Here is a 15,711-nt window from a genome sequence, read left to right on the forward strand (position 1 = left end):
ATAAAGGAATAAAATGACGAGAATTCTTACTCTACTTTTTACATTGTCCGTTGCGGCAATGGCCATTGAAGGACCAACTGGTGTCAATCAATTTGACAGCACCATTTGGGCAGCACAGAGGATAGAAAATATCAAGCCTTATGAGCATGGCTGGGGCCCGATATTTACTTTTATACAAGGCAACGACTACTTCGCGATAGCTGCACTTTCTATCATTTTAGCTGTTATCGGCGCGTTCGTGCTACACTTCTTGATCATCGGACCAAAACACTTTAGTCACGATGGCAAAAAAGTATTTGCGTTTTCACTGATCGAACGTATAGCTCACGGCTTAGCTGCGATCTCTTGGATCATCTTAGTGCCAACTGGCATCATCATCATGTGGGGTGCAGAGCTTGGTGGTGGCACATTTGTGCGTTTCTGTAGATACTTGCACGATATAGCGACTATTATATTTGCTATTTCTGTGCTTCCTATGCTATTTGCTTGGACTATCAGAATGCTTCCAGCTGTTTATGACATAAGATGGATGATGATAGTTGGTGGCTATCTATCAAAGAAGAAAAAACCAGTCCCTGCTGGTAAATTTAACGCTGGTCAAAAAGCATGGTATTGGATCGCTATTCCTGGTGGTATCGTGATGATCATCACTGGTGCGATTATGTATTTCTTAGACTTCAAAGAGCCAGCAGTTGCTACATGGCTTGGCATAACACAGATCGACCTTTTAAGATATAGCGTAGTTATACACAACTGCCTCGGTATAGTCTGTGCGGTATTTTTCCTAGTTCATATCTATATGGCTGCTATCGCTATCCACGGTGCGATCTGGTCGATGGTCACTGGATACAAAGAGGAAGAAGAAGTTTATGTTCTTCATCACTACTGGTATCAAGAGCTTGTTAGAGAGAATAAAATTCCAGTATCTGATTATGAAAAGTCTTATACAAATTTAAAATAATTAACTTTACTTTGACCTTGCTAGTAAGCGGGGTCAAAGCTCTCTTTTATCTCAAATTTATACATTAAAATTTTTAAAATAATTAATATTTTTTTGGCTATAATCCAAACTAGTTTCAAGGTTTGAAATACTAATTGCAAAAGGAAAAATCATGACAACAATTGATTGTAGAAATTTAGAATGTCCAAAACCAGTCATAATGACAAAAAATGCACTTGATAGTTTAAGTGAAGGCGAAAGCTTAGAAATTTTGGTAAATGCACTAGCCCCAAAAGAAAATATTTCAAGATTTTTAAAAAATCAAAATATAAACTTTAGCCTCGAAAGCAATGGCAACGAAACTAAAATTTTAGCTACAAAAGGCAAAAATGCGCTTGAGCTTACAAATTTTGATGAGTTTGTCTGCGACATAACACCAAAAAATAATAAAGTACTCTATCTGAATGAAGAGCGCGCTGGAAGTGGCGAAGTGGGAATAAATTTACTATCAAAATTCTTAGGAGCATTTCTTCAAGTTGAGAAAAAACCAAAGATAATAATCTGCGTAAATAACGCTGTAAAGATGACTACAAACCGCTCACACCCAAGCTTTAAGCCGCTTAAAGATCTTGAAGCTGCTGGTGTTAAAATTTTAAGCTGCGGAAGCTGCTTGGAGGCTTATAAGCTAGTGAGTGATCTTGCGATTGGCGAAATTTCAAATGCTTATGAGATCATCGACATACTCTCAACTCACGAGCAAATCAAATTATGATCTATCACGACAAAAAGCTTACGCAGTTCGTTAGAGCCGCTGGTTGAGCTGCTAAGCTTGACCCGTCGGGTCTAAACAAAACGATTAGTAGTTTAAATTTATCTCATCCAAATCTGCTCTCAAGCACCAATTCTAATGAGGATGCGAGTGTCTTTAAAATTTCAAGTGATCTTGCACTTGTTCAAACGCTTGACTTTATAACGCCTGTGGTAAATGATCCATTTATTTACGGTCAAATCGCTGCTGCAAATAGCCTAAGCGACGTTTTTGCAATGGGTGGCGAGGTGATAAATGCTCTAAATATCGTGGGCTTTGATAGCTGCAACTTGGCACCTGAAATTTTAGGTGAAATTTTACAAGGTGGAGCCGATAAAGTAAAAGAGTGTGGTGGCATTATTGTTGGCGGGCATACGATCGAGACACAGCAGATGTATTATGGGCTTAGCGTTACTGGAAGGGTACATCCTGATAAATTTTGGGCAAATAATACTGCCATAAATGGCAATGTTTTGATACTTACAAAGCCCCTTGGAAGTGGTATTTTAAGTACAGCGATAAAGGCTGATTTATTAAGCATGGAGCAAATAAAAGAGGCTGCAACTATCATGGCACAGCTAAATTTTTATGCATTAAAGGCACTTGATGACATCAAAGTCTACGGCACTACTGATGTGACTGGATTTGGCTTTTTGGGACATTTAAGCGAAATGCTAAATGAAAAGATCAGTTTTGAAATTTATGAAAAAAACGTGCCAATTATTGCAAGCGCAAAGGAATTTGCAGATATGGGTATCATTCCAGAAGGAAGCTATAAAAACCGCGAATTTGCAAAGCATTTTGTAGATAAAGAAGCTGACATTTTACTATTTGACGCACAAACTTCAGGCGGACTTTTGCTTGCAGTTGGTGAAAAGGATGCAATGCTTGCAGTAAAACGCTTAAAAGAAGTAGGTTATGAAAGTTCAGCTATTGTTGGCTCCGCGGTATCAAAGAGCGAGTTTGGTATATTTTTAAAATAAATTTTTAAAAATAGCATGCTATCTCATTGCGTTAGTGAAATCTTTTAATTTACTTAGCCATTCTATAATTTCAAAAACTACAAAGGAGAGATAATGAATTATCTTGAAATTTTAAAATTTCGTCATGCTTGCAAGGTTTTTGATGAAAGCAAAAAAATCGGCGCTGGAGAGTTTGATTTTATACTAGAGGCTGGCAGGTTAAGCCCTAGTTCAACCGGTCTTGAGCAGTGGGATATCTTAGTTGTTCAAAATAAAGAGCTTAGAGAAAAAATAAAAGCTCTTTCATGGAATCAAGCACAAATCACATCTTGCTCGCATTTAGTTGTCGTTTTAGCTAAGATCAAAGAGGTGAAATTTGGAAGCACATACGTTAATAAAATGATCGCTAGAAATACCAATAAAGATCCTGAAGCCATTGCTGCAAGGCAAAAATTTTATCACGACTTTTTGCTAGCAAATTTTAAAAATGATGATGAGCTAACATTTCAGTGGTCACATGAACAATGCATGATAATTGCCACAAATATGATGAATGCAGCCGCGAGTTTGGGCATTGATAGTTGCCCAATAGAAGGCTTTGATAGACACGCTTTAAATGAACTTTTGGGGCTTGATGAGAGCTTTCAAAGAGTGGCTATCATGGTACCATTTGGCTACCGCCTAAATCCACAGCCAAAAAAACTTCGCAGAGAAATTTCTGATATCGTTACTTGGATTTATTAAGATATTTGAGCCAAATTTTAAATAAATTTTTGGCTCAATTTTAAATAAATCAATAAATTCTAAATAAATACTTACCTTTATAAACCCAAATCAAGTAAAAATGGGATAAAATCAGAGCCAAAACCTAAACTAATGAGGTGTCTATCGTGCTTGAGAAACAAAAAACCAGCCTTCAAATAGTAAAAATGTTTTATACAAAGGCTATTTTACTTTTACTCTCATTTATATTTTTAGCATTATTTGTAGTTTGTGCCGGCACGAACGATATAAAGTATGATCTTAGCTCAACTAATTCAAATATAAAATCATCAATCTCAAATAGCTTTTTTATAATAAAAAATGATCTATTTTTAAAATCAAAAATGGTTGAAGCAGGTCTTAGTGATATACTATTTGATAAAAATTCAACAAAAAACGATCTTTATATAGCTTTTTATGTTTTTGATAAAAATAGAAATTTACTCTATTCAAAGAGATTTTTAGGTGCTGATGACATAGCCGAAAAGGATCTATCTTGGCTTAGTTTAAACGAGACAGATGCTGGGAAATTTACAGTATCAGATCGAGTTTATAAAAACAATCGTTTTAGAGATATTTATGCATCTTATGGACTAAAAAATGGAGGCAGCATTTTAGTTCAAATTGATATAAAATTTTTGCAAAACTATACTAATGTAGATTACGATGAGAAAACCAAAACTTATGCTTATCTGGTAGATAAATATGGAAATTTATCAAGAGATGAGTTTTATAAAAAATTTGATGAATCGATGTTTTTGCCTTATGTGAGTCTTGGCGACGAGTTTAAAGAGGATAAAATAATATTTTCTTTAAGCCATATGGACTTTTATCTTATAAGCTATATGCCAGAGTATAAAATTTTTGTTATTACAGCTTCAACGAAGCATTTTCACATCTTTATGCAGTTTGTGTTATTTTGGCTATCGATCTTTTGTTTTATATCTTCTTTAATTTTATGGGTTAGAGATGTAAAATTTATAAAAAATAGAATAATGCCAGCTTTAAAAGAGGTAAGAGATACTTTAGATGGCGATGAATACGAGATAAGACGAAGCCTTAATGTAACAGAATTTGAAGATATAAAAAATGGAATAAACAAGCTAAAGATAGAAACCAAAAAAGCAACTGATGGACTAGAAGAATACAAAAGTAGATTTGGCTATATTTTTGAGCAAAGCTTTTTGAAAATAGTAGTTTATGATGCTTATAGCGGCGATATTATTGATGCTAGTAATGCATTTTTATCTTCCGTTGGCTACACAAAAGATGAGATTATAGAGCTAAATTTAAATGATTTAATAGATGGCGATTTTGCATTGTTTATGCAGATGAAACAAGACGCTCAAAATAGCGATATGAGCTTTAAGATCGAGCTAAAAATAAAAGATGGCGGCACTAAAGAGGGATTTTTACAAGAGTCGCAGATCGAGCTAAGGGATTCTAGGCTAAATTTTATGCTTATACACGAGCTTGACGATGAAAAATTTACGAAAAAGGATAACGAAGCAATAAATGATTATTCGTTTTTATCGCCAAATGTAATAGCAGAAGCATTAAATAGCGATCCATTTTCTATCGTAAGAAGTACGCAAAATATCGATAGTGTCTTTAAAGCCCCGCAAGATAAGAAGCTTATAAATTTAAAAGATCTAATAAGCCCTGAAAGTTTAGATGAGTTTGCTGTAAATATTTCTAATGAATCTAAAAAATTCTTTGAAAAAGGTAGCAAAAATAGCGAGATAAATCTCGTAGCCAATATGCAAACAAATGAAAACAACAAAACGCCATTTAAGATAAAAGTAAAATTTATAGATAATGGTGCTGACAAAGAGCAAAAAATCATCTACTTTTTTAATGACCTAAGCGATATAGCAAAGTTGCAAGAAAAATATGATGCTGAATTAAAATATTTTCAAAGCATACTTTGGGCAAGCCAAGCGCTTGTCTTTTCATGGGATAAAAAAAGCGATACCCTTTATATCCCAAATGCTATTGCCAAGTCGCTCGGATATGCATTAAATGGGGATATGAGTATAAATTTTGAACGCGCAAAAACTATATTTGTAGATGAATTTGTAAGCTTTAAGGACTTTTTTGACCTTATAAAAAAAGGTGAAGTATATGATGGCGAAGTGCGTTTTTATAGGGCTGATAAAGAGATTATTTATGTAAGGATTAGAGCAAAAGCAATAGCTTTTTATGATGGTGAAGTAAGCGTCATAAAGGGCACAATGCAAGATCTTAGTGTGCAAAATAGCTTTTTTTCTTATCAAGACCTTTTAGCAAAAATTTTCTCATACGCAAAAGAGCAAATTATTATGCTTGATGATGAGTTTAGGATCATAGATGCTAATGACGCTTTTTTTGATACGCTTGATATTTCTAGAGATAAAAATTTTATAGAGAAAATTTACTCAAAAGATATAATAAATTTTAAAAACGGACTAAAAGATATTAAAGATGAAATTTTAAATTCACTTAAAATAACTAGCTTTTGGCAAGGTCTTATTCATGATGTTCGAAGCAGAAATAGACTCGAAGTTATAAGTATAATCAAGCTTTTAAACGCATTTGGCGATCAAGAGGGATATATTTTGTTAGCTTCAAGCGCAAATGATGATTGCTACAATAAAGAGTACCTCGAATTTATCGCGTATCACGATACACTGACTGGACTACCAAATAGATTTTTACTTTTTAATAAGCTAGAAAATCTGCTAAAACAAGCGAAAAAAAGCTTAAAAATAGCAGCTTTTTATGTCGATTTTGATAATTTTAAATCGATAAATGACGGATACGGACATCAAGTAGGCGATAAAATCCTAATAGAAATTTCAAAAAAAATAGATGAAATTTTTCCAAAACAAGGAATATTTGCAAGAATAGGCGGGGATGAGTTTATAGGTGCTATGCCTTATGAAAATTTGGGAGAAATTTATGAAACTGCTGAAAATATCTTAAGAGTGGGTCAGAGTAAAATTTCTATTGATGATGATGAAAAAAAACTTAGCGTAAGTATTGGTATTAGCTTAAGTAGTGATGCACTTAGCGTTGATGATCTAATTGAAAGAGCCGATTGGGCTATGTATCAAGCAAAGCTTAATGGAAAAAATAAATATTATGTATTTAATTCGAAAAAAGATACATACTTTAAAAATGAATATAGAGATGACTCAAAGATCATTGAAGCTATCGATGCTGGCGAGATGTTTTTACTATATCAGCCTGAGATTGATATAAAAAGTGGAGAAGTTAGCAGCTTTGAGGCATTTATTAGATGGAAAAATGGTGATAAGATATTAAGGCCATCAGACTTCTTGCCACTTGCAAAAGGCTCAAAAGCAGTTGTTGCTATCGCATTATTTACACTAAAAGATGCTTTAAAAGCTAGGGCTGTATGGCTAAAAGAGGGAATAAATGCAAAAGTTAGAGTAAATTTATGCATTAAAAAGCTAATGACTTCTGAGTTTTTTGAGAAATTTAAAAAGCTTTTAGAAGATGAGCAGCTAGACGCTAATGGGCTAATCATAGATATCGTTGACTCTGCAAGTGGCGTAAATTTAGATGATGTTGTTAGATATATCGATGCTTATAAGGAACTAGGCGTTAGCTTTTCGCTTGATGATTTTGCGTCTTATTCAGGCTCGGTAGAAGCTTTAGGTATGTTAAAAACAAATAGATTTAATATAGATAAAAGATTTTGTAAACAAATTTTTGATTCAGTAGAAGCACTAAAGACCATACGCATGATAAAGTATGTATCAGATACATTTAATTTTGATGTCATGATAAAAAATTTAGAAGATAAAAGCATGCTTGAAATTTTTGTCGGATTTGGCTTTAGTAGATTTCAAGGACGGCTTTTTGCGCCAGAGCTTAGCCTGGATGATGTGCTCAAATTTAAATTTGCTCTATCATCTCCGCTAAATGTAAGAAATTTTCAAGATGATGAGAACTACAATATGCTTTGCAAAATAGTAGGTGCAAAAGAGCTTATGATTCGTTTGATAAATTTGCTTAAATGTGATGAAAAAGTAAGCGAAAAATTAAAAATCGAAATAGCAAATCAAGTAGATAATATCAGAACAATAAATGAAAAATTAGCTGAAATTTTGGATACGATCCTTGCAAAAATAGACAAAGAGAACGTAATAAATTTAGCTAATGAGGCAATTTTATTATGCGATAATGATCTAAATTTGAGTGGAGCGAATAAATAATGAATGAAAATGCTTTAAATGTTTATGAGCATGAAATCCCAAATGGAAGCAAGCTGTACTTTGCCAGTAGCGCAAAGCTAAAGAGGCAGATCGAGCAAAAAGCTAGTGAAATTTTAGAAAATGAAGGCTTTAGCGAGATCGTAACGCCATTTTTCTCATATCACCAGCATTTAAGTGTAGATGCTACAAATCTTTTACGTTTTAGCGATAGCCTAAATCACGAAATAAGTCTAAGAGCTGATAGCACGGTAGATACTGTAAGGATCGTACTTAGAAGGCTAAAGGCAAGCGAGTCAAGAAGGTGGTTTTATATCCAACCAGTCTTTCGCTATCCAAGCCAGGAAATTTATCAAATTGGAGCTGAGCTAATTGGCGAAAATGATGTTTTAAAAAGTATTAATATCGTTGCAAAGCTTATTGATGAGCTAAAAATGGATACATTTTTGCAAGTGAGCAATATACAAATTCCAAGGGTAATTTGTGAAATTTTAAGTGTGCCTATTGAAATTTTTGAAAATGGACAAATGGAGAAAATTTTATCTCAAAATGTTCCATGGCTAAGCGCTCTTGCTCTTTTAAAGTCAGTTGATGAGCTGGATGAGGTGATTAAAATTTCTCCAAGCAAACTAAAAGAACCGCTTGAAAATTTGAGAAATTTAGCCAGTGCTTTAGAATATAAAAATTTAAGAATAGTTCCGCTATATTACTCGAAAATGAGATATTACGATAGTTTATTTTTTAGATTTTTAAGAAATAACAGCATAATAGCAAGTGGCGGCAGCTACGAAATAGACGGAAAAATAAATAGTGGTTTTGCTGTTTATACAGATGCATTGATAGAAGAAAAAATTAATTTAAGGAAGTAAGAATGAGAAAGGCTGATTTAGTAGTTGGAGTTCAATGGGGTGATGAGGGCAAAGGCAAGATAGTTGATATGCTAGGACTAAACTATGACATGATCTGTCGCTCACAGGGCGGCCATAATGCCGGCCATACGATCTGGGTTGATGGCGTTAGATACGCGCTTCACCTTGTTCCAAGCGGAATTTTGCATAAAAATATTATAAATATCATTGGCAATGGCGTTGTTGTTTGCCCAGAAGTATTAATCACTGAAATGGCGCAGTTTGAAAATTTGGAAGGAAGGCTTTATATTAGCGATAAAGCACATTTAAATCTAAGCTATCATAGCCAAATCGATCAAGCAAAAGAGAGACTAAAAGGCGAAAAAGCTATCGGTACGACTGGCAAAGGCATCGGACCAACTTATGCAGATAAAATAAGCAGAAGTGGCCACAGGGTAGGCGAACTACTTGAGCCAGAACGTTTGTGCGATGCTTTGATGCATGATTTTGAGACAAACAAATGCGTATTTGACGCACTTGGTGTAAAAATTCCTAATGAGAGTGAATTGCTTGAAGAGCTAAAAAGATATAAAGAGGTGCTTGCTCCGTTTATCGCAAACACTACAAATTTAGTTTGGAAAGCGCTAGATGAAGATAAAAAAGTCCTACTTGAAGGTGCTCAGGGCACGCTTTTAGATATCGACCATGGCACATATCCATACGTAACTAGCTCAAATACCATAAGTGCAGGTGCTTGCACAGGTCTTGGACTAAATCCAAAAGAAATCGGTGAAGTAATAGGCGTCATAAAGGCCTATACGACTCGTGTTGGCTTTGGCCCTTTCCCAACAGAAGATAAAGGCACGAGTGGTGATAAGATGTGTGATATCGGCAAGGAATTTGGCACAACAACAGGCCGCCGCAGACGTTGTGGCTGGTTTGATGCTGTGAGTGTAAAATATGCCTCAAGACTCGATGGTGTAGATAATTATGCGCTCATGAAACTTGATGTACTTGATGGATTTGAAGTGGTAAAAATTTGCAAAGCTTATCAATATAATGGTGAAACTATCGATTATATGCCGACAGATCTTGAAAATGCAACTCCTATCTATGAAGAACTTGCAGGCTGGGATAGCGTAAAAGGTATAAGCAAATATGAAGATCTGCCAGCAAATGCAAGAGCTTATATCGAGAGAATAGAAGAGCTAACTGGCGTAAAGATCGGCTATATCTCAACAAGCCCTGAAAGAAGCGATACGATCATTAGATGAAAAGCAAATTTACCTCTATCGTCCGCGTAAAAAAACAAGAGATGGATAAGGTAGAGGCAAAGCTTGCCGTTGCTAGGCTTAATGTAAGAAATTTTGAAGAAAATTTAGTACATTTAAGAGCAAGGCTTGAGGAGTTTTGCTTGCCAAAAAGTGGCAATATAGGCAAGCTAAAGGAAAATTTAGAGTTTATAAAGATAGCAAGGCAAGAGTTAAATGCCTGCAAAGAGAGCCTTGAAATAGCTAAAAAAGAGGTTTCGCATTACGAACATAAATATAAAAATGCAAATTTAGAGTACGAAAAGATGAAATATCTAGAAAAAGAAGAGTTTAAAAAAGAGATAAAACGCATACAAAAGGCCGAAGCACTTGCGCTTGATGAGTTTGCAGTGATGAAATTTACAACTAAGAGCGAGTTGTGATGAGAGCGGTTTTATTACTCTTAACTATTTTAAATTTTGCATTTTGTTTTGAAGTGCCAGTTGATTGTACGCAAATTTTTGAAGCTAGAAAAGAAGAAATTTCGAAGGAACTTGAGATCATAGATGAACAGCGCCAAGCTTTAGAGGTATTTCGCGCAAGCTCAGCAGCAGCTTATGAAGAAAATAATAAAAAGCTTGCCAAAAAAGAAGCTGACCTAAATGCGACAATGAAAGTGATCGAGCAAAAACGCAAAGAGATCGATGAAGTGGTCGCCAAAAATGAAAAAATTTTAAAAGAACTTCGCACAATGACTAGTGATAAAGTCAATGAGTCGTATTCTAAGATGAAAGATGGCGCGGCAGCCGAGGTGCTCTCTAAAATGCCTAGATCAAACGCAGCCACCATACTTTATACTCTTGATGCCAAAAAGATATCTACTATCATGGCAAAAATGGATCCAAAAGTAGCATCTGAGATCACCACTTTGCTTCAAAAAGGGCCACCATTTGCTGATGAAAAAGGAGATATGCCAACTCCAGCCGGTAGCATAAATATACAGTAATAAATTTTTGCACAAGCAAACAAAATTTTAAAAAATTTAGATACCAAGATATAAAGCACTTCCTTATAAATTTTTAATTTTAAGCTCACCTAACTTTAGCTTGTATACTTTTGTGGTAGCTATTTTTTAACCAAACTTACTAGGACCCCAACTCCAAGGATGGTTAGAATGATAAAAAGGCTAATTTGTGCAGAAATTTCAAAACCATGATGAAAGATATGAGCAGTCGCATTTACAGCTAGCTTTGCTGCGATAAAAAACAAAAGTACTATCACAGAAATTTCTAAATACTTTAAAAAATTTTTGAGTGCTTCAAGCACAAAATAAAGCGTTCTTAGCCCAAGTATCGCAAATATCATTGCTGAATAAACAATCACAGGATCTTTGCTCACAGCAATGACGGCTGGAACGCTATCAAAAGCAAATATCACATCGCTTAGCTCAATCACGCAAAGACACAAAAATAATGGTGTTGCTATCCAAGTGGCTTTTAGCCTTAAAATTTCATCGTTAAGAGTAGTTTTTTGACTATCTGAAATTTGCTTAGAAATTTTGCTAAATTTAACAAAAAAACTATGTCCAAAAAGCTGTGGTAAAACCGGAAAGAAGCGATAAACTGCCCTATAAGCTATGTGGTTTGAATAATCTTTTATATCCTCATCACACTTATCTTTTTTTATCATCATTACGGCACTATATGCGACTATTGCTGCAAATATTAGCTCCATCCAAGGCGAGATGGCAAAAAGCATCGTACCTATGGCTACAAAGATGAGTCTAAATATCATAGCTCCTATAACGCCAAAATAAAGCACTCTGTGGCGGTAAATTTCAGGTATCTTAAACCATGAAAAAATCGCCATCATCACAAAAAGATTATCTACTGAGAGCGACTTTTCTAGCGCATATCCTGCAAAATAAAGACTTGCTATTTCGCTGCCTCGCTCAAAATATAAATATATGCCAAAAAGTACCGAAACTCCTATCCAAAAGATAGACCAAATACCGGCTTGTTTTAGTGAAATTTTCTCATCATGCTTATGAGCAAAAAGATCTATTCCAAAGGCAAGTGATGTCATTAGCAGAAAAACTATAATTGTTTGAATTTCTGACGTGTTCAACTTTTATCCTTAAAATTTTAGTAAGGCATCATCAAGACTTCTACTATCTCGCCTTTTTTAAGAATTTCTTTATCCATTGGGATCATTAAAAGTGCAGCTTTGTTTGTTAAATTATTTACGATTGCTGAACTGCCAAGCTTTTTGCCATTTAGATTTACAAAATTTTTTCCTTCACGATTTTCTAAATTTACAGCCGTAAATTCTAAAAATGGTGAACGCTTTTTATAGTCTTCGTCCATTATTGCCGTGATCTTTGGCTCTTCTTGACCAAACCACGCATTTATTAAGACCCTTACGTAAAGCACACACATAACCATTGCCGAGTACGGAAATCCTGGCAGTGCAAAGATATATTTATCGCCTGACTTTGCCACTCTGATGTGACGGCCCGGTTTTATGGCAGCACCTTCGATGATAAGACTAAAATTTTCATTTAAAGCGCCTTTTACAAAGTCGTAATCACCCATGCTTATGCCACCAGTCGTCACTAATATATCAGCTGATTTTAGTGCGTTTATGATCGCTTTTTCGACAAGCTCGGCCTTATCTCTTACGATCTCGCAAAGGACCGGCTCTGCACCCATTTTGCGTATCTGCATAGCGATGCCTACGTGATTTGAGCTGTGAATTTGCGCTGGATTTTCTAATGGCTCGCCAAGGTCTTTTATCTCGCTGCCAGTCGCTAGTATCGCAACTCTTGGACGGATAAAGACGCTTATGTGAAAGTGGCCAAGCTCTGCTAGAAGTGCGATTTCAGCGTAGCTTAGACGTGTGCCTTTTTTGATCAAAATTTCACCTTTTTTGTAGCTTTCTCCTACTTCGCGCACGGCAAAACCCTTTGGCACGCTTTTTTTAATGAGTATTTTTGATCCGACAACCTCGACATTTTCTACCGGCACAAGTGTGTCAGTGCCTTCGCTCATTAGTGAGCCAGTGAAAGTTTTTACACATTTACTACCCTCTATGACTAGTCCTTTGTCGCTTCCAGCAGGCAGGTCTGTGATGAGCTCAAGCTCGCTTAGGCCATCTTTAAAGGCAAAAGCGTATCCGTCCATTGCTGAAACTGGCTTTGCTGGGTAATTTTCGGCGGCTGTCACATCGTAGGCGATATTTCTATCAAGTGCGTCCGTGATGGCTACTTTTTCGACCTTTTCCCATGCATTTATTGTATCTTTTAAAATTTTTAGGCTATCTGCGTAACTCATAAAATCTTTCATTTTTATCCCTTTTATGAAATTTTTGCATATTTTATCTACTTTGCTCTTAAAAAAATTAATCTTTGTTTTATTTAATGATTATTAAAATGTCGTTTAAGAAATCAGTTTGATTTTACCCTATACACAGGAATATTCATGAATAAAACAGTGCTTTACATCATTGCAGGTGCAAGCCTTGGCATTCTTGGCCCAGTGCTTGTTTATTTTGGTAACCCAGCAAATATGGGTGTTTGCGCGGCTTGCTTTTTAAGAGATAGCGTAGGTGCTTTTGGCTTTCATCAAGCCAAAGTGGTACAGTATCTAAGGCCTGAAATTTTAGGGCTTATCATCGGAGGCTTTTTAGCAAGCATGCTTTGGAGCAGAAATTTTACTCCAGTATCTGGCAGTGCGGCTTTTTCTAGATTTTTCTTAGGCGTGTTTGCTATGATTGGTTGTCTTATCTTTTTGGGTTGTCCATGGAGAGCGTTTTTGCGCCTTGGCGGCGGAGATATGACTGCTATTGCTGGTCTTGTCGGTCTATTTGCTGGCGTTTTTGTTGGACGATTTTTCAAGAAAAATGGTTACGTCATACCTGAAAATGATGTCACAACAAAACCAGTTGCGTTTTTGCCATTAATCATTGCTATTTTGCTTTTAATAGCCCTTGTCTTTGGTTTAAAACTTGGCGATAATGGTGCATTATTTAGCTCAGAAAAAGGCCCAGGTTCACAGCATGCAAATATCTTTATCTCACTTATTTGTGCCATTGTTATTGGCATTTTTATGCAAAGAAGTAAATTTTGCTCAGTTGGAGCGATTAGTAAAGTTTTTGAGCGCGATCTTTCAATGTTTTATGGCATTGTATCTATCATCGTTTTTGCAAGTATCACAAATTTAGCTCTTGGACAATATAAATTTGGCTTTGAGGCTCAACCTATCGCTCATAATGACGTCCTTTGGAATTTCCTTGGCATGAGCTTGGCTGGTCTTTGCTTTAGTCTAAGTTATGGCTGCCCAGGCAAACATTTAGTGCAAATGGGAGCTGGAAATTTAAGCTCAGCTGTATTTGTTTTAGGCATGGGGGCAGGCGCTGCGATAAGCCATAACTTCATACTTGCAAGCTCTGGAGCTGGCATCACTCCTTACGCTCCATATGCCGTAGCGATCGGCTTTATCTATGCTATTTATGTCGGAGTTTTTACTAAAAAAGCATAATATAAATTTGGCTGCCTTTGCAGTCAAATTTACTCACTTTTTATATCTATCACCTCATCAAAAAGTTCAAAAAGCTCACGTTGATGTGTGATCATCATCACGCCAAGTTCCTTAAAATCGCTCTTTAAATTTTTCAAAATTTTAGCTGCTGAAGTATTATCAAGTGCCGAGGTTGCCTCGTCTAAGAATAAAAATTTAGGCTTTGCAAGATAGACTCTGGCAAAATTTAGCCTCTGAGCCTCGCCTTCACTCATGATCTTAGGATAGTCTAAAATTTCATCTAAATTTTTAAATTTGTTAAGGCCAACTCTGGCTAAAATTTTATAAATTTCACTATCATTTTGCTCATTTTTGTTCGGATAGGAGATGAGTTCTCTTAGGCTAGATCTAACCAAATATGGCTTTTGGGATAAGATTTGTTGCTTTTAGGTAGCTTATGCTAAAGCTAAAATGTATATTTATGGGAGTTAAAATTGAAAAAAGTTTAATTCTATTGAGAGGATTTAGCCGCCAAATGACGGCTAAGAGAAGTTATCTTAAAATTTGAATCTTTGCTTTTGCGCGGAGTTTGTCAAAATAATCAGCCATAAGTTTTTCTTGCTCACCTTGATAAAGCTCGTTTATAACATTATCCTTAACGTCTGCAAAGCTTGGAGTGTATGAGCCTATTTTTTCCTTTACATAAAACATATCAAAACTATCAGCGCCTTGTAGTATTTGGGTAAATTCTCCATTATTTGTACCAGCTATGATGGCAGCTAGTCTTGGATCTATGCTCTGATAGTCTAGGCTAAGCTCTTGTGTTCGTACGCTGTTAAGTAGTGATGGACTTGTTTTTTGAGCTTCTAGCTCTTCTGGATTCTTTGCCCTATAAAGGACCACTTTAGCAGCGCTAAAGACCTTAAATTTATCAGGATTAGCATCAAAATACATCTTTGCTTTTTGCTCATTTACATTTTTACCAGCTTCAGCCAAGATGCTTTTATAAAGCTTTTCTTGAAGCATCTTTTTTTCTATGTTGTTTTTAAACTCCAAAAAGTCCATGCCTTGAGCTTGGATAGAGCTTCTAAACTGCGAATTTGTCATGCCATTTTGCTTTGCGATCGATTCGATTCTATCGTTTAGCTCAAATGGCGTTACACTAATGTTTAAATTTTTTATCTGAGCATCTTCGAGCCTATCTCTTATGAGTAAATTTAAAGCATCTTGTTCGCTAGCTCTTAGCTGTTCTTTCAAGCTATAAACTTCATAAAGCGTGATTGGTTCGTTCTCTACAATAGCTGCGATACCGTTTATCATCTGAGCCGAATATAAATTTAAAGCACTTAGCATGCCAGCAGCCAAAAAGAGCAATTTTTTCATAATAAAACCTTTATTTAAGTA

The 15,711-nt window shown here is 35.5% G+C and carries 14 protein-coding genes; 10 read left to right on the top strand and 4 right to left on the bottom strand.

Annotation, left to right across the window (positions count from 1 at the left end; all coding sequences use genetic code 11):
- The first annotated feature begins 13 nt into the window (after positions 1-13).
- The 9 genes from F3G75_RS08815 (at position 14) to F3G75_RS08855 (ending at position 10,796) form a co-directional block, all read left to right on the top strand.
- Entirely contained in the window at positions 14-961 is a 948-nt protein-coding gene (locus F3G75_RS08815) for a formate dehydrogenase subunit gamma (protein WP_107686242.1), read from the top strand.
- Between the two features lie 151 nt (positions 962-1,112).
- Positions 1,113-1,712, top strand: coding sequence for a sulfurtransferase-like selenium metabolism protein YedF (yedF, locus tag F3G75_RS08820; RefSeq protein WP_084041655.1), 600 nt, complete (start codon positions 1,113-1,115; stop codon positions 1,710-1,712).
- Positions 1,709-2,731 (top strand): selenide, water dikinase SelD, encoded by a 1,023-nt coding sequence (gene selD, locus F3G75_RS08825; RefSeq protein ID WP_410470372.1) that lies wholly within the window; start codon positions 1,709-1,711, stop codon positions 2,729-2,731. Before yedF ends, selD begins: the two co-directional genes overlap by 4 nt.
- A gap of 93 nt (positions 2,732-2,824) precedes the next feature.
- Positions 2,825-3,454, top strand: coding sequence for an NAD(P)H-dependent oxidoreductase (locus F3G75_RS08830; protein ID WP_087576581.1), 630 nt, complete (start codon positions 2,825-2,827; stop codon positions 3,452-3,454).
- 146 nt (positions 3,455-3,600) lie between these two features.
- On the top strand, positions 3,601-7,695 hold the full coding sequence (locus F3G75_RS08835) for a diguanylate cyclase domain-containing protein (RefSeq protein ID WP_149717286.1): 4,095 nt from the start codon (positions 3,601-3,603) through the stop codon (positions 7,693-7,695).
- Positions 7,695-8,561, top strand: coding sequence for an ATP phosphoribosyltransferase regulatory subunit (locus F3G75_RS08840; RefSeq protein ID WP_149717287.1), 867 nt, complete (start codon positions 7,695-7,697; stop codon positions 8,559-8,561). The genes F3G75_RS08835 and F3G75_RS08840 overlap by 1 nt, the downstream gene beginning before the upstream one ends.
- A gap of 2 nt (positions 8,562-8,563) precedes the next feature.
- Complete coding sequence (locus F3G75_RS08845) at positions 8,564-9,814, top strand: adenylosuccinate synthase (protein ID WP_149717288.1); 1,251 nt, start codon at positions 8,564-8,566, stop codon at positions 9,812-9,814.
- On the top strand, positions 9,811-10,233 hold the full coding sequence (locus tag F3G75_RS08850; protein WP_149717289.1) for a flagellar export protein FliJ: 423 nt from the start codon (positions 9,811-9,813) through the stop codon (positions 10,231-10,233). Before F3G75_RS08845 ends, F3G75_RS08850 begins: the two co-directional genes overlap by 4 nt.
- Entirely contained in the window at positions 10,233-10,796 is a 564-nt protein-coding gene (locus tag F3G75_RS08855) for a MotE family protein (protein ID WP_149717290.1), read from the top strand. The genes F3G75_RS08850 and F3G75_RS08855 overlap by 1 nt, the downstream gene beginning before the upstream one ends.
- A gap of 119 nt (positions 10,797-10,915) precedes the next feature.
- Here F3G75_RS08855 and F3G75_RS08860 read toward each other — a convergent pair whose 3' ends face one another.
- Positions 10,916-11,917 (bottom strand): TerC/Alx family metal homeostasis membrane protein, encoded by a 1,002-nt coding sequence (locus F3G75_RS08860; RefSeq protein WP_149717291.1) that lies wholly within the window; start codon positions 11,915-11,917, stop codon positions 10,916-10,918.
- A gap of 17 nt (positions 11,918-11,934) precedes the next feature.
- Positions 11,935-13,134, bottom strand: a complete 1,200-nt coding sequence (locus F3G75_RS08865; protein WP_084109051.1) for a molybdopterin molybdotransferase MoeA — start codon at positions 13,132-13,134, stop codon at positions 11,935-11,937.
- A gap of 135 nt (positions 13,135-13,269) precedes the next feature.
- Between F3G75_RS08865 and yedE the strand changes: the two genes are divergently transcribed.
- Positions 13,270-14,328 carry a YedE family putative selenium transporter gene (yedE, locus tag F3G75_RS08870; protein WP_084109048.1) on the top strand — a complete coding sequence of 353 codons (1,059 nt, stop codon included), beginning with the start codon at positions 13,270-13,272 and terminating at the stop codon, positions 14,326-14,328.
- Between the two features lie 29 nt (positions 14,329-14,357).
- On the opposite strand, the gene F3G75_RS08875 is transcribed toward yedE, so the two are convergent.
- Entirely contained in the window at positions 14,358-14,723 is a 366-nt protein-coding gene (locus F3G75_RS08875) for an ATP-binding cassette domain-containing protein (RefSeq protein WP_180378690.1), read from the bottom strand.
- A 136-nt stretch (positions 14,724-14,859) separates the two neighbouring features.
- Positions 14,860-15,690, bottom strand: a complete 831-nt coding sequence (locus F3G75_RS08880) for a peptidylprolyl isomerase (protein ID WP_103644339.1) — start codon at positions 15,688-15,690, stop codon at positions 14,860-14,862.
- Positions 15,691-15,711: the final 21 nt, after the last annotated feature.

The sequence above is a fragment of the Campylobacter concisus genome (genome assembly GCF_902460705.1).
GTDB lineage: Bacteria > Campylobacterota > Campylobacteria > Campylobacterales > Campylobacteraceae > Campylobacter_A > Campylobacter_A concisus_Z.